Annotated in this window: 14 protein-coding genes; 3 read left to right on the top strand and 11 right to left on the bottom strand. The window is 68.5% G+C overall.

Annotation, left to right across the window (positions count from 1 at the left end; translation table 11 throughout):
* The first annotated feature begins 28 nt into the window (after positions 1-28).
* Positions 29-1,639 (top strand): hypothetical protein, encoded by a 1,611-nt coding sequence (locus ST3T6A_RS0116595; RefSeq protein ID WP_019834079.1) that lies wholly within the window; start codon positions 29-31, stop codon positions 1,637-1,639.
* Here the strand turns inward: ST3T6A_RS0116595 and ST3T6A_RS0116600 are convergent.
* Genes ST3T6A_RS0116600 through ST3T6A_RS0116610 form a run of 3 tightly spaced genes read right to left on the bottom strand, consistent with a single transcriptional unit; the run spans position 1,567 to position 3,723 of the window.
* Positions 1,567-2,301 carry a class I SAM-dependent methyltransferase gene (locus ST3T6A_RS0116600; protein WP_019834080.1) on the bottom strand — a complete coding sequence of 245 codons (735 nt, stop codon included), beginning with the start codon at positions 2,299-2,301 and terminating at the stop codon, positions 1,567-1,569. The genes ST3T6A_RS0116595 and ST3T6A_RS0116600 overlap by 73 nt on opposite strands.
* On the bottom strand, positions 2,301-3,272 hold the full coding sequence (locus ST3T6A_RS0116605; protein WP_019834081.1) for a glycosyltransferase family 2 protein: 972 nt from the start codon (positions 3,270-3,272) through the stop codon (positions 2,301-2,303). The genes ST3T6A_RS0116600 and ST3T6A_RS0116605 overlap by 1 nt, the downstream gene beginning before the upstream one ends.
* A 19-nt stretch (positions 3,273-3,291) precedes the next feature.
* Positions 3,292-3,723 carry a GtrA family protein gene (locus ST3T6A_RS0116610; RefSeq protein ID WP_157602949.1) on the bottom strand — a complete coding sequence of 144 codons (432 nt, stop codon included), beginning with the start codon at positions 3,721-3,723 and terminating at the stop codon, positions 3,292-3,294.
* Between the two features lie 84 nt (positions 3,724-3,807).
* Here ST3T6A_RS0116610 and ST3T6A_RS0116615 point away from each other — a divergent pair, with 84 nt between their 5' ends.
* Positions 3,808-5,715, top strand: a complete 1,908-nt coding sequence (locus ST3T6A_RS0116615; RefSeq protein WP_019834083.1) for a hypothetical protein — start codon at positions 3,808-3,810, stop codon at positions 5,713-5,715.
* Between the two features lie 4 nt (positions 5,716-5,719).
* Here the strand turns inward: ST3T6A_RS0116615 and ST3T6A_RS0116620 are convergent, their stop codons facing one another.
* The 7 genes from ST3T6A_RS0116620 to ST3T6A_RS0116650 all read right to left on the bottom strand — a co-directional run bounded on the left by ST3T6A_RS0116620 (position 5,720) and on the right by ST3T6A_RS0116650 (position 10,562).
* Positions 5,720-6,346, bottom strand: a complete 627-nt coding sequence (locus tag ST3T6A_RS0116620; protein WP_026359806.1) for a MarC family protein — start codon at positions 6,344-6,346, stop codon at positions 5,720-5,722.
* A complete protein-coding gene (locus tag ST3T6A_RS20960; protein WP_019834085.1) occupies positions 6,343-7,062 on the bottom strand; it encodes a hypothetical protein in 720 nt (239 codons plus the stop codon). Before ST3T6A_RS20960 ends, ST3T6A_RS0116620 begins: the two co-directional genes overlap by 4 nt.
* Position 7,063: 1 nt before the next feature.
* Positions 7,064-7,954 (bottom strand): bifunctional methylenetetrahydrofolate dehydrogenase/methenyltetrahydrofolate cyclohydrolase FolD, encoded by an 891-nt coding sequence (gene folD / locus ST3T6A_RS0116630; RefSeq protein WP_019834086.1) that lies wholly within the window; start codon positions 7,952-7,954, stop codon positions 7,064-7,066.
* Positions 7,951-8,253, bottom strand: a complete 303-nt coding sequence (locus tag ST3T6A_RS0116635) for a YggT family protein (protein ID WP_019834087.1) — start codon at positions 8,251-8,253, stop codon at positions 7,951-7,953. The genes folD and ST3T6A_RS0116635 overlap by 4 nt, the downstream gene beginning before the upstream one ends.
* Before the next feature lie 55 nt (positions 8,254-8,308).
* Positions 8,309-9,220, bottom strand: a complete 912-nt coding sequence (gene argB, locus ST3T6A_RS0116640) for an acetylglutamate kinase (RefSeq protein WP_019834088.1) — start codon at positions 9,218-9,220, stop codon at positions 8,309-8,311.
* A gap of 40 nt (positions 9,221-9,260) precedes the next feature.
* Complete coding sequence (locus ST3T6A_RS0116645) at positions 9,261-9,914, bottom strand: queuosine precursor transporter (RefSeq protein ID WP_019834089.1); 654 nt, start codon at positions 9,912-9,914, stop codon at positions 9,261-9,263.
* Positions 9,915-9,986: 72 nt separating this feature from the next.
* Positions 9,987-10,562 (bottom strand): hypothetical protein, encoded by a 576-nt coding sequence (locus ST3T6A_RS0116650; protein ID WP_019834090.1) that lies wholly within the window; start codon positions 10,560-10,562, stop codon positions 9,987-9,989.
* Between the two features lie 190 nt (positions 10,563-10,752).
* Between ST3T6A_RS0116650 and ST3T6A_RS0116655 the strand changes: the two genes are divergently transcribed.
* Positions 10,753-12,051: a NupC/NupG family nucleoside CNT transporter gene (locus ST3T6A_RS0116655; RefSeq protein ID WP_019834091.1), complete on the top strand. Its 1,299-nt coding sequence runs from the start codon at positions 10,753-10,755 to the stop codon at positions 12,049-12,051.
* 42 nt (positions 12,052-12,093) lie between these two features.
* On the opposite strand, the gene ST3T6A_RS20965 is transcribed toward ST3T6A_RS0116655, so the two are convergent.
* Entirely contained in the window at positions 12,094-12,531 is a 438-nt protein-coding gene (locus ST3T6A_RS20965) for a hypothetical protein (RefSeq protein ID WP_019834092.1), read from the bottom strand.
* Between the last annotated feature and the right edge of the window lie 18 nt (positions 12,532-12,549).

Here is a 12,549-nt window from a genome sequence, read left to right on the forward strand (position 1 = left end):
CCCGGCGCGGACTATCGCCGGAATCCGTATGACCGAACCGTCGCCGTCACCGCGTCCGTCTGCCTGGTGGGAAACCCGCAGCTTCGCCATCGCCATGATCGTGCTCGCGATCGTGCCGCTGCTGCTGCCGCCGATCCCGCCGCTCACCGACCTGATGGGGCATATGGGGCGCTACCGCGTCCAGCTTGAGATCGACAGCTCGCCCTTCCTGTCGCGCTATTACAGCTTCAACTGGGCGCTGATCGGCAATCTCGCCTGCGATCTGCTGGTGCAGATCCTCGGGCCGATCCTCGGCCTCGAACTGGCGGTGAAGCTCATCGTCATGGCGATCCCGGCGGTGACGGTCGCGGGCCTGCTGCTGATCGCGCGCGAGATTCACGGGCGCGTGCCGCCCACCGCGCTCTTCGCGCTGCCGCTCGCCTACGGCTATCCCTTCCAGTTCGGCTTCATCAACTTCGCGATGGCGATGGGGCTGATGCTGATCGCCTTCGCCTTCTGGCTGAGGCTGGCGCGGACGGGGCGGCTCAAATACCGGCCGCATATCTTCTTCGTCGTCAGCTTCCTGATCTGGGTGGCGCACAGCTTCGCCTGGGGCGTGCTCGGCATCCTGTGTTTCATCGCGGAGGTGGTCCGCTGCCGCAAGGAGGGCGACGACTGGATGCGGAGCGGCTGGCGCGCCTTCGTCGCCTGCCTGCCGCTCGCGCCGCCGGCGATCCTGCTGCTGCCGTGGCGCGGCGGCAGCGCGCCGCACGGCACGTTCGACTGGTTCAAATGGTGGTTCAAGTGGCGCTGGCTCTATTCGGTGCTGCGCGAGCGCGTCGAGCTGTGGGACGAGGCGAGCGCCGCCATCCTGCTCCTCGTCGGCCTGTCGGGCTTCGCCACGAAGCGGCCGTGGAAGCGCTACGAGGCGACGCTGGGCATCGTCTCCATCCTGCTGGCACTCGTCTTCATCTGCCTGCCGCGCGTACTGCTCAGCTCCGCTTATGCCGACATGCGCCTCGTCCCCTATATGGTGGCGATGCCGATCCTGGCGCTGCGCCCGATCGCCAACCGGCGTGTGGCGAACGCGGTGGCGGCGGCCGGCCTGCTCTTCTTCGGCGCGCGCATGGCGGTGTCGACGCTCGCCTTCCTCAAGTTCGAGCGCAACTATCAGCAGCAGTTGAAGGCGCTCGACCATGTGCCGATGGGCAGCCGGGTGATGGCGCTGGCCAACGTCCCCTGCCGCAGCGCCTGGTACACGACGCGCATGGAGCATCTGAGCTCGATGGCCACGGTCCGCCGGCGGGCCTTCGTCAACGATCAGTGGGAGGCGCCCGGCGCCCAGCTCCTGCGCGTGCGCTACCGGGACGCGGGGCGTTATTTCTCGCACGACCCGTCACAGATCGTCCGCCGCCCGGATTGCCGCGCGCGCAACGAGCCGATCCTCGAGCTGGCGCTGCAATATTTCCCGCGCAACGCCTTCGATTATGTCTGGATGATCGACATGCCGCGCGATCGCTGGCCGGTCGATCCGGACCTCGTGCCGATCTGGGAGGGCAAGCGCTTCGGCGTGCTCTACCGCGTCGTTCACCGCGGGGCGGGTTCGACCACCGCCAGCAACGAGACGCCGAAGGGCAGCGTGCCGCGCGTCACCCAGTGACGCTCGGCCGCGAAGACGCGCTCCAGAACCCGATTGACCAGCGGCGACGGCATCGCCTCGTCGCTGCCTTCGCGGTGGCGCAGCCGGCCGGCGATCCGCGCGGCGGCGATGAGCGGATAGAGCAATGTGTTGAAATAGCTCATGTGCCGGACGTGCAGGCCGCCCGCATCGAAGGCGGCGCGGAGCGTGCGGGCGGTGTAGCGGCGCTTGTGATGGTGGGCGACGTCGTGCGCGCTCCACATCCAGGGCGCGGCCGGTACGGTCAGTACCATCCGCCCGCCGGGCCTGAGCTTGCCCCGCAGCACGCGGAGCGAGCCATGATCGTCCCCGATATGCTCCAGCACGTCGAGCAGCAGGATCAGGTCGTAATGCCCATCCTCGAGATGCACCCGGTCGGGCAGCATCCCGCCCTCGACATGGATGCCCGCCCGCCGGCTGGCGAGGGCGCGGGCCCTGGCGTCGGGCTCGATCGCATCGACATGCCCCATCCCCTGAAGCATCGTCAGGTTGGAGCCGGTGCCGGCGCCGACTTCGAGAATCTCCGCATCCGGCTTCAACGGCACCTGATCGCGGATCAGCGCGGAGACGATCCGCCGCCGCGCCGCAAACCACCAATGTTCGGCATCTATTTCCGCCATGCGGTCATAGATGGCCCGATCCATCAGCCCGCCATCGGCTGGAGCGAGGCGCCTATCGTCTCGCGCACCACATAAATGGGCCGGTGCTTCGTCTCGACGAGAATGCGCCCGACATATTCGCCCAGCACGCCGAGCGAGAGAAGCTGCACGCCGCCGAAGAACAGGATCGCCACCATCAACGAGGGATAACCCGGCACGTCCCCGCCATGGATGAAGGTGCGCAGGACGAGGAAGCCCGCATAGACGAGCGCCCCCACCGCGACGAGGCCGCCCAGATAGCTCCACACCCGGAGCGGCAGCGTCGAGCCCGAGGTGATGCCGTCGAGCGCCAGCGTCCACAGCTTCCAGTAGTTGAACTTGGTGGTGCCGACATTGCGCTGCACGCGGTCATATTCCACCGCCGCTTGGCGGAAGCCCGCCCAGGCGAATAGCCCCTTCATGAAGCGGTTGCGCTCGGGCATCGAGCGGATGACATCCACCACCTTGCGGTCGAGCAGGCGGAAATCGCCGGCATGTTCGGGGATCTTGTCCGCCGAGAGATAATTGTGCGCGCGGTAATAGAGGTCGGCGGTCAGCCGCTTGGGGAAGCTGTCCGTCTCGCGGTTGCGGCGGACGCCGTAGACCACGTCATTGCCCTCGCGCCAGCGCGCCACCATCGTCCCGATCACCTCGGGCGGGTCCTGCAAGTCCACGTCGAGCGGGATCACCACCTGCCCCGCCGCATGGTCGAGGCCCGCGGACAGCGCCGCCTCCTTGCCGAAGTTGCGCGACAGCGAGATGCAGCGGACCCGCGGGTCGGTGCGGTGCGCCGCCATGATCGCGGCCAGCGTGTTGTCGCGGCTGCCGTCGTCGACGAACAGGATCTCCCAGCCCTGCGGCTCGTGCAACGCCTCCAGCACGGCGCCGACGCGATCGACGAAGGTGCGGATCGCATCCTCCTCGTCCTTCACCGGGACGAGGACGGTAATCAGGGGAGACGCATCGTTCATCATCATACCTTAGGCGCGTTCCGGCTTACTCGAAAACCCACATGCGGTTGAGCCAAAACAGAAGGGCGGGTGTCACGCAGAACATCGGCACGGACGGCCAGTGGGCGGAGAGATGCAGCACGGCGGTGAACAGCCACACCCAGAAGCTGTTGGCCGCGAAGCCCACCATGTTGGCCGCGACGAAGCGCAGGATCGCGCGCAACTCGCTCTCGCGCTCGCCATGGCCGTCGAAGGTGAAGCGGCTGTGGATGGTGTAGCCCACCACCATCGCGGCGGCGGTCGCCAGCGTGTTAGCGATGAGCGGCTGGCGATGGCCGGCGCCGATCAGCAGGTTGTAGATCGCGATCTGGAACAGCGTCACGCCGACGCCCACCACGCCATAGCGGATCAGCTGCACGAACAGGGCGCGACGCTCGGGCGCGAGCCCGTGCCACAGCCTTACCATTCCTTCACGCAAGACGCCGCCCCTTGTCCACCGCCGCGCAGGGACTAGAGCGGCGGACAGGGAATCTCAAATCCAATCGGACGAAACACCCATCGCATGACGGATACCGGCCTCCAGCCCCCTGCCCCCCTGTCGCTCGCCGATCGCCTCGAACAGATGTTCGATCGTTTCGTGGCGACGCGCTGGAAGCTCGTCACATTGCTGTTCTGGATCGGGACGGCGGCCGTGCTGATCTGGCAGAAGCAGAACGCCATCCACTGGTTCGCGCTCAGCGACACCGACGACAATATGCGCTTCGATCAGGTGCGCGACTGGCTGGGCGGGCAGGGCTGGTACGATCTGCGCCAATACCGCCTCAATCCGCCGGGCGGATTCAGCATCCACTGGTCGCGGCTGGTGGACCTGCCGATCGCCGGGCTGATCCTCGCCTTCCAGCCCTTCGTCGGCACGCAGGAGGCCTATCGCTTCGCCTGCGCCCTCGCGCCGACGCTGCCGATGCTGCTCGCCTTCCTGATGATGGCGGTGGTGGTGCGCAGGCTGGTGTCGAAGGGCAGCTATGTGGTGGCGCTCGCCCTCCTGCTCTGCGCGGGTAATGCGATGGGGATGTGGACGCCGCTGCGCATCGATCATCATGGCTGGCAGCTCGCCTTCCTGATGATGACGGTGGCGGGGCTGACCGAGCCCGACATGCGCCGCTCGGGCGCGATGATCGCGCTCTCCTCGGCGCTGTCGCTGGTGATCGGGCTGGAGATGCTGCCTTACGTCGCCTTCGCGGGCGCCGCCGTGGCGCTGCACTGGGCCTGGGACGCGCGCGAGACGGAGCGGATGCGCACCTACGGCCTCGTACTGGCGGTGACGACGGCGCTGGGCTTCCTGATCTTCGCGCCCAACGACAATTGGCGCGCCGTCTGCGACGCGCTCTCGCCCGTCTGGCTGACGACGGTGTCGGCGGCGGCGCTGCTGCTGGTCACGATCAGCTTCGCGCCCGCGCGCCACCCGGCGGCGCGGCTCGCGCTGGTGCTGGCGGCGGGCGCGGCGGCGGGCACGCTCTATGTCCTCGCCTTCCCGCAATGCTTCGGCCATCGGCTGGAGGGCATTCCCCCCGAAGTCGAGCGGCTCTGGCTCAGCCATGTCAGCGAGGCGCGCCCGATCTATCTCCACCCGCTCTCGACGCTGGTGCCGATGGCCACCCTGCCCTTCATCGGCGCGGTCGGCAGCCTGATGGCGATGTGGCAGCTTCGGGGGACGCGCAAGGCGGCCGAGTGGGCGCCCGTCTCGCTCTTCGCCCTGTTCGCGACCGCGCTGCTCTTCTGGCAGATCCGCACCGCGCCCAGCGCGCAGATGCTGAGCGTTCCGGGCGCGACCTGGCTGGCGTGGCGCATCTATCTGCGCATCGAGGCGGGCGGCTGGGTGCCGGGGCGGACCATCGGCGCGGCGATCGCGCTCTGCGCGCTGGCGGGCGTGGTCGTGGCGGGCGGCCTCGATGTCGTGCCGGCGCGCTTCGCCAACCTGAAGGTCGCCAACCTCTGGGCGATCGCCACGGGCCGCGAGAAGCTCCCCAAGGCCGCCACGCCGGGCAAGAAGCCCAAGACGCGGCAAGACCTCACCAAGCTCGCCAACCGCCGCTGCCCAACCATCCCGGCGCTGGCGCCGATCGGGAAGCTGCCGCCGGCCACCTTCTTCACGCTGATCGACAATGGCCCGCGGCTCATCACGCTGACGCACCACCGCGCCGTCGCCGGCCCCTATCACCGCAACTGGCAGGCGATCCTCGATACCGAACACGCCTTCCGCGGCACGCCCGACCAGGCGCATGCGATCATCGCCGGCCATCATGCCGACTATGTGCTGATCTGCCCGCACATGTCCGAGGCGACGATCTACGAGGTGGAGGCGCCGGGCGGCTTCTACGCCAAGCTGTCGCAGGGCTTCGTGCCGGACTGGCTGGCGCGCGTGCCGCTGCCGGCGAACTCGCCCTACCAGCTTTTCCGGGTGACGCGCTGAGGCCTCAGCCGCCGAAGGAGGCGCGCACCCCGTCGACCACGAACTGCGCCGCGAGCGCCGCCAGCAGCACGCCGAGCAGGCGGGTGATCACCGCCTCCACCTTGTAGCCCAGGAAGCGCATCAGCGGCCCCGCCGCGAGCAGTGCGGCCATCATCATCGCCAGCACCACGGCCAGCGCGCCCAGCACGACGATGTGCGCGATGAGGCCATGGCTGCGCTGCATCATCAGCATGACCGAGGCGATCGAGCCCGGCCCCGCGATCATCGGCATCGCCATCGGGAAGATGGAGATGTCCTCATATTGCTCGGGGTGCAGCTCGATCTCGTGGGCGCGTTCCTCGCGGCGCTGCTGGCGCTTCTCGAACACCATCTCCAGCGCGATCAGGAACAGCATGATGCCGCCCGCGATGCGGAAGGCGTCGAGGCTGATGCCCAGCGTCCCGAGCAGCGGCTCGCCGAGCAGCGCGAACACCAGCAGGATCGCGGCAGCCACGAGCGTCGAGCGGATCGCCATCTGGACACGGTGGGCCATGTCGGTGCCGCGCGTCAGGCCCGCGAAGATCGGCGCGCAGCCGGGCGGATCGATCACCACGAAGAAGGTGACGAAGGCGGAGACGAACAAAGCAATCATGAACGCGTCCCCGTCACATCGAACACCGCAAGACGATAGCGCCGCCCGTCCCACGACCAGATGCGCAGCAGATGCGCGCCGGTCGCGGCATCGCGCACCGGATTGATCCGCCAGCGCAGCGTGCGGTCCGTCGACGCCCCCTCCTCCGTCGCATGGCCGAGATGGAGCGAGGCCGGCATCGGCCCGTCGGAGGCCATGATCAGGCCGGCGAGCCCCCCGCCCTTCAAGGTCGCGACCGGCACCGCCACGTCGGGAAGCACCTCGGCCTGCTCGCCGACCGAGCCGATCGGCCCCGGACAGGCGGCATGATCCTCGGCGACGACGCCGATCGGCGCAGAAGCCAGCACGCCCCCGTCATGACCGCCGTCATAGATCCACTTCCAGCCGGCCGTGTCGTGCCGCCACAGCGTGCCGAAGCTCCCCGACTTGCCGTCCTTGGTCCAGGGGCCGGTCGAGTAAGCGAGCGAGCCGTCGCAGGAGGTGATCGTGTGCGCCGGCCGCCAGAGCAGCGGCGTCGGCGGCTCGGTCGAGCGCGAGAGCACGGTGCGGGCCGGCGTCGCGCTGGGCGAATAGAGCACGGCGTCGGGCGCGGCGAAGGCGCGGAAGGCGTTCCACTGGCCACCGGTGCGCGCCTGCTCGGCGAAGGCGCGTTCCGCATCGGCGACCGTCTGGCCCGCCGCGGCGGCCGCGGCGAGCAGGGCCAGCGCGGCGATCACCTCAGATCGTTCCCTTGTCCAACGGAACGCCGGCACGGCGATAGGCCGAGACGAGCGTGTTGCGGAGAAGCACGGCGATGGTCATCGGCCCGACACCGCCCGGCACCGGGGTCACGGCACCGGCCGCTTCGGAGGCTTCCGCGAAGTCGACATCGCCGACCAGCTTCGTGCCGCCCTCGCCATTGTCGATGCGGTTGATGCCAACGTCGATCACGGTGGCGCCGGGCTTGATCCAGTCGCGCTTCACCATCTCGGGCCGGCCGACCGCCGCCACGAGGATGTCCGCAGTGCGGCAGAGCGCGGGCAGATCCTTCGTCCGCGAATGCGCGATGGTGACGGTGCAGCTCTTCGAGAGCAGCAGTTGCGCCATCGGCTTGCCGACGATGTTGGAGCGGCCGATCACCACGGCGTTGAGGCCGGAAAGGTCGCCAAGGCGATCCTCCAGCAGCATCAGGCAGCCGAGCGGCGTGCAGGGCACGAAGCCGTTGAGCCCGGTCGCGAGGCGGCCGACGTTCACGACATGGAAGCCGTCGACATCCTTGTCCGGGTCGATCGTCGCGATGACGCGCTGCTCGTTGATATGCCTGGGCAGCGGCAACTGGACGAGGATGCCGTCCACCGCGCCGTCCGCGTTGAGCTGGCGGACGAGATCGAGCAGCGCTTCTTCGCTGGTCTCGGCGGGGAGCTTGTGGGTGAAGCTCGCCATGCCCGACGCCTCGGTCGCCTTGCCCTTGGAGCGGACATAGACCTGGCTCGCCGGGTCTTCGCCGACGATCACCACCGCGAGGCCGGGCTTGCGCCCCGCCGCCGCCTCAAAGGCCGGCACGAGGCCGGCAACCTTCTCGCGCAGACCGGCGGCGAACGCCTTTCCGTCAATGATCGCAGCGCTCACGCGGTCGCTCCGATCAGCGAGGAGAAGATGTTGGGCAGCAGGATCTTCTGGAGGATGGAGATCGCCAGCAGCACCACCATCGGCGAGAAATCGAGCCCGCCGAAATCGGGCAGGATGCGGCGGATCGGCCGGTAGAGCGGCTCCGTCACCCGATCGAGCGCATAGAGGAACTGGCGCACGAAATCGTTGCGCGTGTTGATGACGTTGAACGCCACCAGCCAGGACAGCACGATCTGGATCATGATGATCCAGAACAGCAGGTCGAGCAGCAGGTTCAGAATCTGGTAGATCGAAAGCATCGACAAATCCCTCTCGCCCGAGGCCCTTCTATCCGAGCCCCGCGCCGCTTTCCACTCAGCCCGCGCGCACCAGCGTGCCGGCGCCCTGACGGGTGAAGATTTCCAGCAGCATCGCGTGGCGGATGCGCCCGTCAAGGATGACGGCGGCGTCCACCCCCGCCTCGATGGCATGCACGCAGGTCTCCATCTTGGGGATCATCCCGCCGGAGATGGTGCCGTCCGCCTTCAGCCGCTCGACATCGCCGGGCACGAGGTCGGAGAGCAGCTTCTTCTCCTTGTCGAGCACGCCCGCCACGTCGGTCAGCAGGAAGAGGCGCGAGGCGCCCAGCGCCGCCGCGATCGCGCCCGCCATGGTGTCTGCGTTGATGTTGTAGGTGTGGCCGTCCATCCCGATCGCGATCGGCGCCACCACCGGGATCACGCCCGAGGCCGAGAGCTGGTCGAGGATGGTGCGGTCGACGTGGGTCGGCTCGCCGACGAAGCCGAGATCGACATGACGCTCGATGCCCTGGAGCTTGTCCGGCGTCGTGCGGCCGACCTTCTCGGCCGTCACCAGCCGCGCGTCCTTGCCCGAGATGCCGACGGCGCGGCCGCCCGCCGCCCCGATCCAGCCGACGATTTCCTTGTTGATCGATCCGGCGAGCACCATCTCCGCGATCTGCGCCGTCTCCGCATCCGTCACGCGCAGGCCGTCGACGAAGCGGGATTCGACGCCGAGGCGCTTCAGCATCGATCCGATCTGCGGGCCGCCGCCATGCACCACCACCGGGTTGATGCCCACCGCCTTCAGCAGCACGACATCCTCGGCGAAGCTGCGCGCCAGCTCCGGATCGCCCATGGCGTGGCCGCCATATTTGACCACGAAGGTCTTGCCCGCATAGCGCTGGAGATAAGGCAGCGCCTCGGTGAGCGTTTCCGCCTTGGCGAGCATGGCGGGATCGGGGAGGAGATCGGGCAGCAGCGTCATGGCTGCGCCATAGCGGGAGCGGGGCCCCGCCGGAACCCTCTTATGCCGCGCGCGCGTCGATCCGGCGGCCGAGCCACACCAGTCCGGTGATCAGCCATGGCACGAACACCACCGACAGCACCACCTTGGTGAGCATCTGCCCCGCCATCAGCGCCAGGATCGGGCGCTCGCCGAGGAAGGAGATGGTGATGAACAGCAGCGTGTCGATGATCTGGCTGACCATGCTCGCGATCATGCCACGCAGCCAGATCAGCTTCCCCTCGCCCCGCGACAGCTTGGAGAAGATCAGCACGTTGAGCGTCTGCGACGTGCCGTAGGAGATGAAGCCCGCCATCATCATCCGCGCGCCCTGCCCGACGACGATCGGGAAGGCGGCCACGGCCGGCGCGTACATGTCCTTGTCGGCCGGCAGCAGCAGCACGATCTGGATCAGCACGGCCGCCGTGATCATCGGCACGAAGCCGAAGCGGACCAGCCGGGTGGCGGTGGCCTGCCCGTAAAGCTCGGCCGTGGCGCTGCCCAGCGCGACCAGCAGCAGGAAGGCGAAGATGCCCGCTTCCACCGCGAGCGGCCCGAGCGCGACCTGTTTCACGCCGAGAATGCCCGCCATGCAGACCATCCCGCCATAGAAGAGCGAGAAGAGAAACAGCGAACGGGGAATCTGGTGGGTGGCGGGCGCCGTCGTCGTGGACATGCGCCCCACTATCCGCTTTCGGCGGAGACGAAAAGGCCGGACGCATCATGATCCGTCCGGCCTCTCCATCGATCAGATGCTGTTGCGCGGGATCGGGCCGGGCTTGGCCTCGGCCGGGGTCGCCGGCGCGGCCGAAGGCTGGGCCGCCGCCGTGCCGCAGGCGCCCGAGCTGCTGCGCTCGACCTTGGGCGCCTTGCCGTCGCCCATGGAGGTCACCTGCACGCTCCGGGTGCAGACGCCCTGCCCGTTCGAGGTCGACACCATGCTGAAGCTGCTCGCGCCCGCCGGAGCGCCGGCCAGCGTCGCCGCGTGGAGGGCGGCGTCGGGCGAGGCGTGCATCAACGCCGCCTGCCGCATCATCAGCGCGGCCTGCCGGTCCATCTCGGCGGAGATGCGGTCGAGTTCGGCGAAGGGCGAGTCGACACCGAAGGCAGCGTCGAGGAAACCCGCCGCGACCATCGGCGCGGCCTCGTCGCGCACAACGATGCGCGGGGCGACATTGCCGGTGTAGTGAATCTGCTCGACGCTGCCGTCGGGAAGCTGGACGGTCATCACATGAACGGGCACGCGCTCGGCCGCGGCAACCGCAGTGACGCCGGCCAGCGCCACGGCCACGCCCGTGAACATCAGGAGTCGCTTGGAAGGCATCGGAACATTTCCCTCATCGGTGGTGGACGGATGCGGGGCCTATCCTGCGCAACGCCACTGAACGCCCGTTGAACGGGCCGGGACGAACCGCGCGATCGAGGCTGGCCCAAATCACCGCGCTGTGTATGAGTGCGATCCCGGCGCAGCCGGGGGGCGAGCGCCTTCCGCCCATGGGGAAGCCTGCCACTCGATGACCAAGTTCCTGACCGGCCTTGCCGGCATCGCCGTAATCCTGCTGATCGCATACATCTTCTCGGCCGATCGCCGTGCCATCCGGCTGCGCGTGGTGGGCGCCGCCTTCGCGCTTCAGGCGGCCATCGCCGTGCTCGTCCTCTATGTGCCGACAGGCCGCTGGGTATTGGCGCAGATGTCGGGCGGGGTGGCCGATCTGCTCGGCTATGCGAACGCGGGCACGCAGTTCCTGTTCGGCGCGCTCGCGACCGACCGTCTCGGCCAGATGTTCGCGATCCAGGCGCTGCCGGTGATCATCTTCTTCGCAGCCTTGGTCTCGATCCTCTACCATGTCGGGATCATGCAGCTCGTCGTGCGCTGGATCGGCGGCGCGATCGAGGCCGTGGTCGGCGTCTCCAAGGTCGAGTCCCTGTGTGCTGCGGCCAACATCTTCGTCGGGCAGAGCGAATCGCCGCTCGTCATCCGCCCCTATCTGGCGGGCCTGTCGCAGACGCAGGTGTTCGCGGTGATGACCAGCGGCATGGCGGGCGTCGCCGGCACGATCCTCGCGGCCTATGCCTCGATGGGGATCAAGATCGACTATCTGCTGGCGGCGAGCTTCATGTCGGCGCCGGGCGGCCTGCTGATGGCCAAGATCATCATGCCCGACCGCGTCGACCCGCATGTGCAGGACGCGCAGATCGAGCTGGCGCAGGCCCGCATCAGCGGACAGGGGCCGGCCGCCCTCCTCCCCGAAGGCGAGGCGCCGCCGCAGATGGAAGTCCATCATGGCGACGAGAAGCCCGCCAACATCATCATGGCGGCCGCACAGGGCGCGCAGACCGGCGTCCGCCTCGCGGTGGCGGTGGGCGCCATGGTGCTGGCCTTCGTCGCGCTGGTGGCGCTCGCCAACGGCCTGCTGACCGGCGTCGGCCACTGGTTCGGGTTCGAGGACCTCACCTTCCAGCGGCTGCTCGGCTATGCCTTCGCGCCGGTGATGTTCCTGCTGAACGTGCCGTGGCATGAGGCGGGGATCGCGGGCGGGCTGTTCGGCGAGAAGATCGTGCTCAACGAGTTCGTCGCCTATATCTCGCTCGGCAAGGATCAGGCGATGCTCTCGCCGCACACGGTCGCGGTGGTGACGTTCGCCCTTTGTGGCTTCGCCAACTTCTCGTCGATCGCGATCCAGATGGCGGTGACGGGCAATCTCGCGCCCAACCAGCGGCCGACCATCGCCAAGCTCGGCCTGCGCGCGCTGCTGGCCGGCAGCCTCGCCAACCTGATGTCGGCGGCCTTCGCGGGGCTGCTGCTCGCCTGATCGCGGGAGGGGGCGCCGCGCCTCGGCGTCCCCCCGATCTGCTTACTTCTTCAGGCGGGTGTTGCAGGCGCTCCAATATTGCGGCCAGGTCTGGCCGGCCGGGATCTTGCCGGCGGCCTTGTCGGCCTTCCACATCTGGCCGCACTGGCGCTGGCGATCGTGCATGGCCTGCATCGCCGGGCTCTGTGCGGAGGGCAGATGCGAGGCGGGGTTCGCCTTCGCCGACGGCACCGCCGCCGCGACCGGCTTGACCACGGGCGCAGGCGCAGCCGGCTTCGCGGCAGGAGCCGGAGCGGCGGCGGCCCCCGATCCGCGGCACTGGGCGAGGAACTGGTTCCAGGTCTGGCCGGCGGGCAGCGTCTTGTTGGCCTTGGCCGCCTGATATTTGGCGCCGCAGACCTTCATGATGTTGTCGGCGGCGTGCGCCGGCATGGCCAGCCCCGCGACCAGCAGCATCGAACTCGCGAAGATCACCTTCATGCTCGTTCCTCCTCCTTG

The organism is Sphingomonas sp. PR090111-T3T-6A, from assembly GCF_000383095.1.
Classification (GTDB): domain Bacteria; phylum Pseudomonadota; class Alphaproteobacteria; order Sphingomonadales; family Sphingomonadaceae; genus Solisphingomonas.

Bases quoted from the DNA above. Each gene is read 5' to 3' on its own strand.
- ST3T6A_RS0116620 (WP_026359806.1), bottom strand. From the start codon at position 6,346: ATGATTGCTTTGTTCGTCTCCGCCTTCGTCACCTTCTTCGTGGTGATC.
- ST3T6A_RS0116600 (WP_019834080.1), bottom strand. From the start codon at position 2,301: ATGGATCGGGCCATCTATGACCGCATGGCGGAAATAGATGCCGAACAT.
- argB (WP_019834088.1), bottom strand. From the start codon at position 9,220: ATGACGCTGCTGCCCGATCTCCTCCCCGATCCCGCCATGCTCGCCAAG.
- ST3T6A_RS20965 (WP_019834092.1), bottom strand. From the start codon at position 12,531: ATGAAGGTGATCTTCGCGAGTTCGATGCTGCTGGTCGCGGGGCTGGCC.
- ST3T6A_RS0116635 (WP_019834087.1), bottom strand. From the start codon at position 8,253: ATGCTTTCGATCTACCAGATTCTGAACCTGCTGCTCGACCTGCTGTTC.
- ST3T6A_RS0116605 (WP_019834081.1), bottom strand. From the start codon at position 3,272: ATGATGATGAACGATGCGTCTCCCCTGATTACCGTCCTCGTCCCGGTG.
- ST3T6A_RS0116650 (WP_019834090.1), bottom strand. From the start codon at position 10,562: ATGCCTTCCAAGCGACTCCTGATGTTCACGGGCGTGGCCGTGGCGCTG.
- ST3T6A_RS0116595 (WP_019834079.1), top strand. From the start codon at position 29: ATGACCGAACCGTCGCCGTCACCGCGTCCGTCTGCCTGGTGGGAAACC.
- ST3T6A_RS0116615 (WP_019834083.1), top strand. From the start codon at position 3,808: ATGACGGATACCGGCCTCCAGCCCCCTGCCCCCCTGTCGCTCGCCGAT.
- ST3T6A_RS0116655 (WP_019834091.1), top strand. From the start codon at position 10,753: ATGACCAAGTTCCTGACCGGCCTTGCCGGCATCGCCGTAATCCTGCTG.
- ST3T6A_RS0116645 (WP_019834089.1), bottom strand. From the start codon at position 9,914: ATGTCCACGACGACGGCGCCCGCCACCCACCAGATTCCCCGTTCGCTG.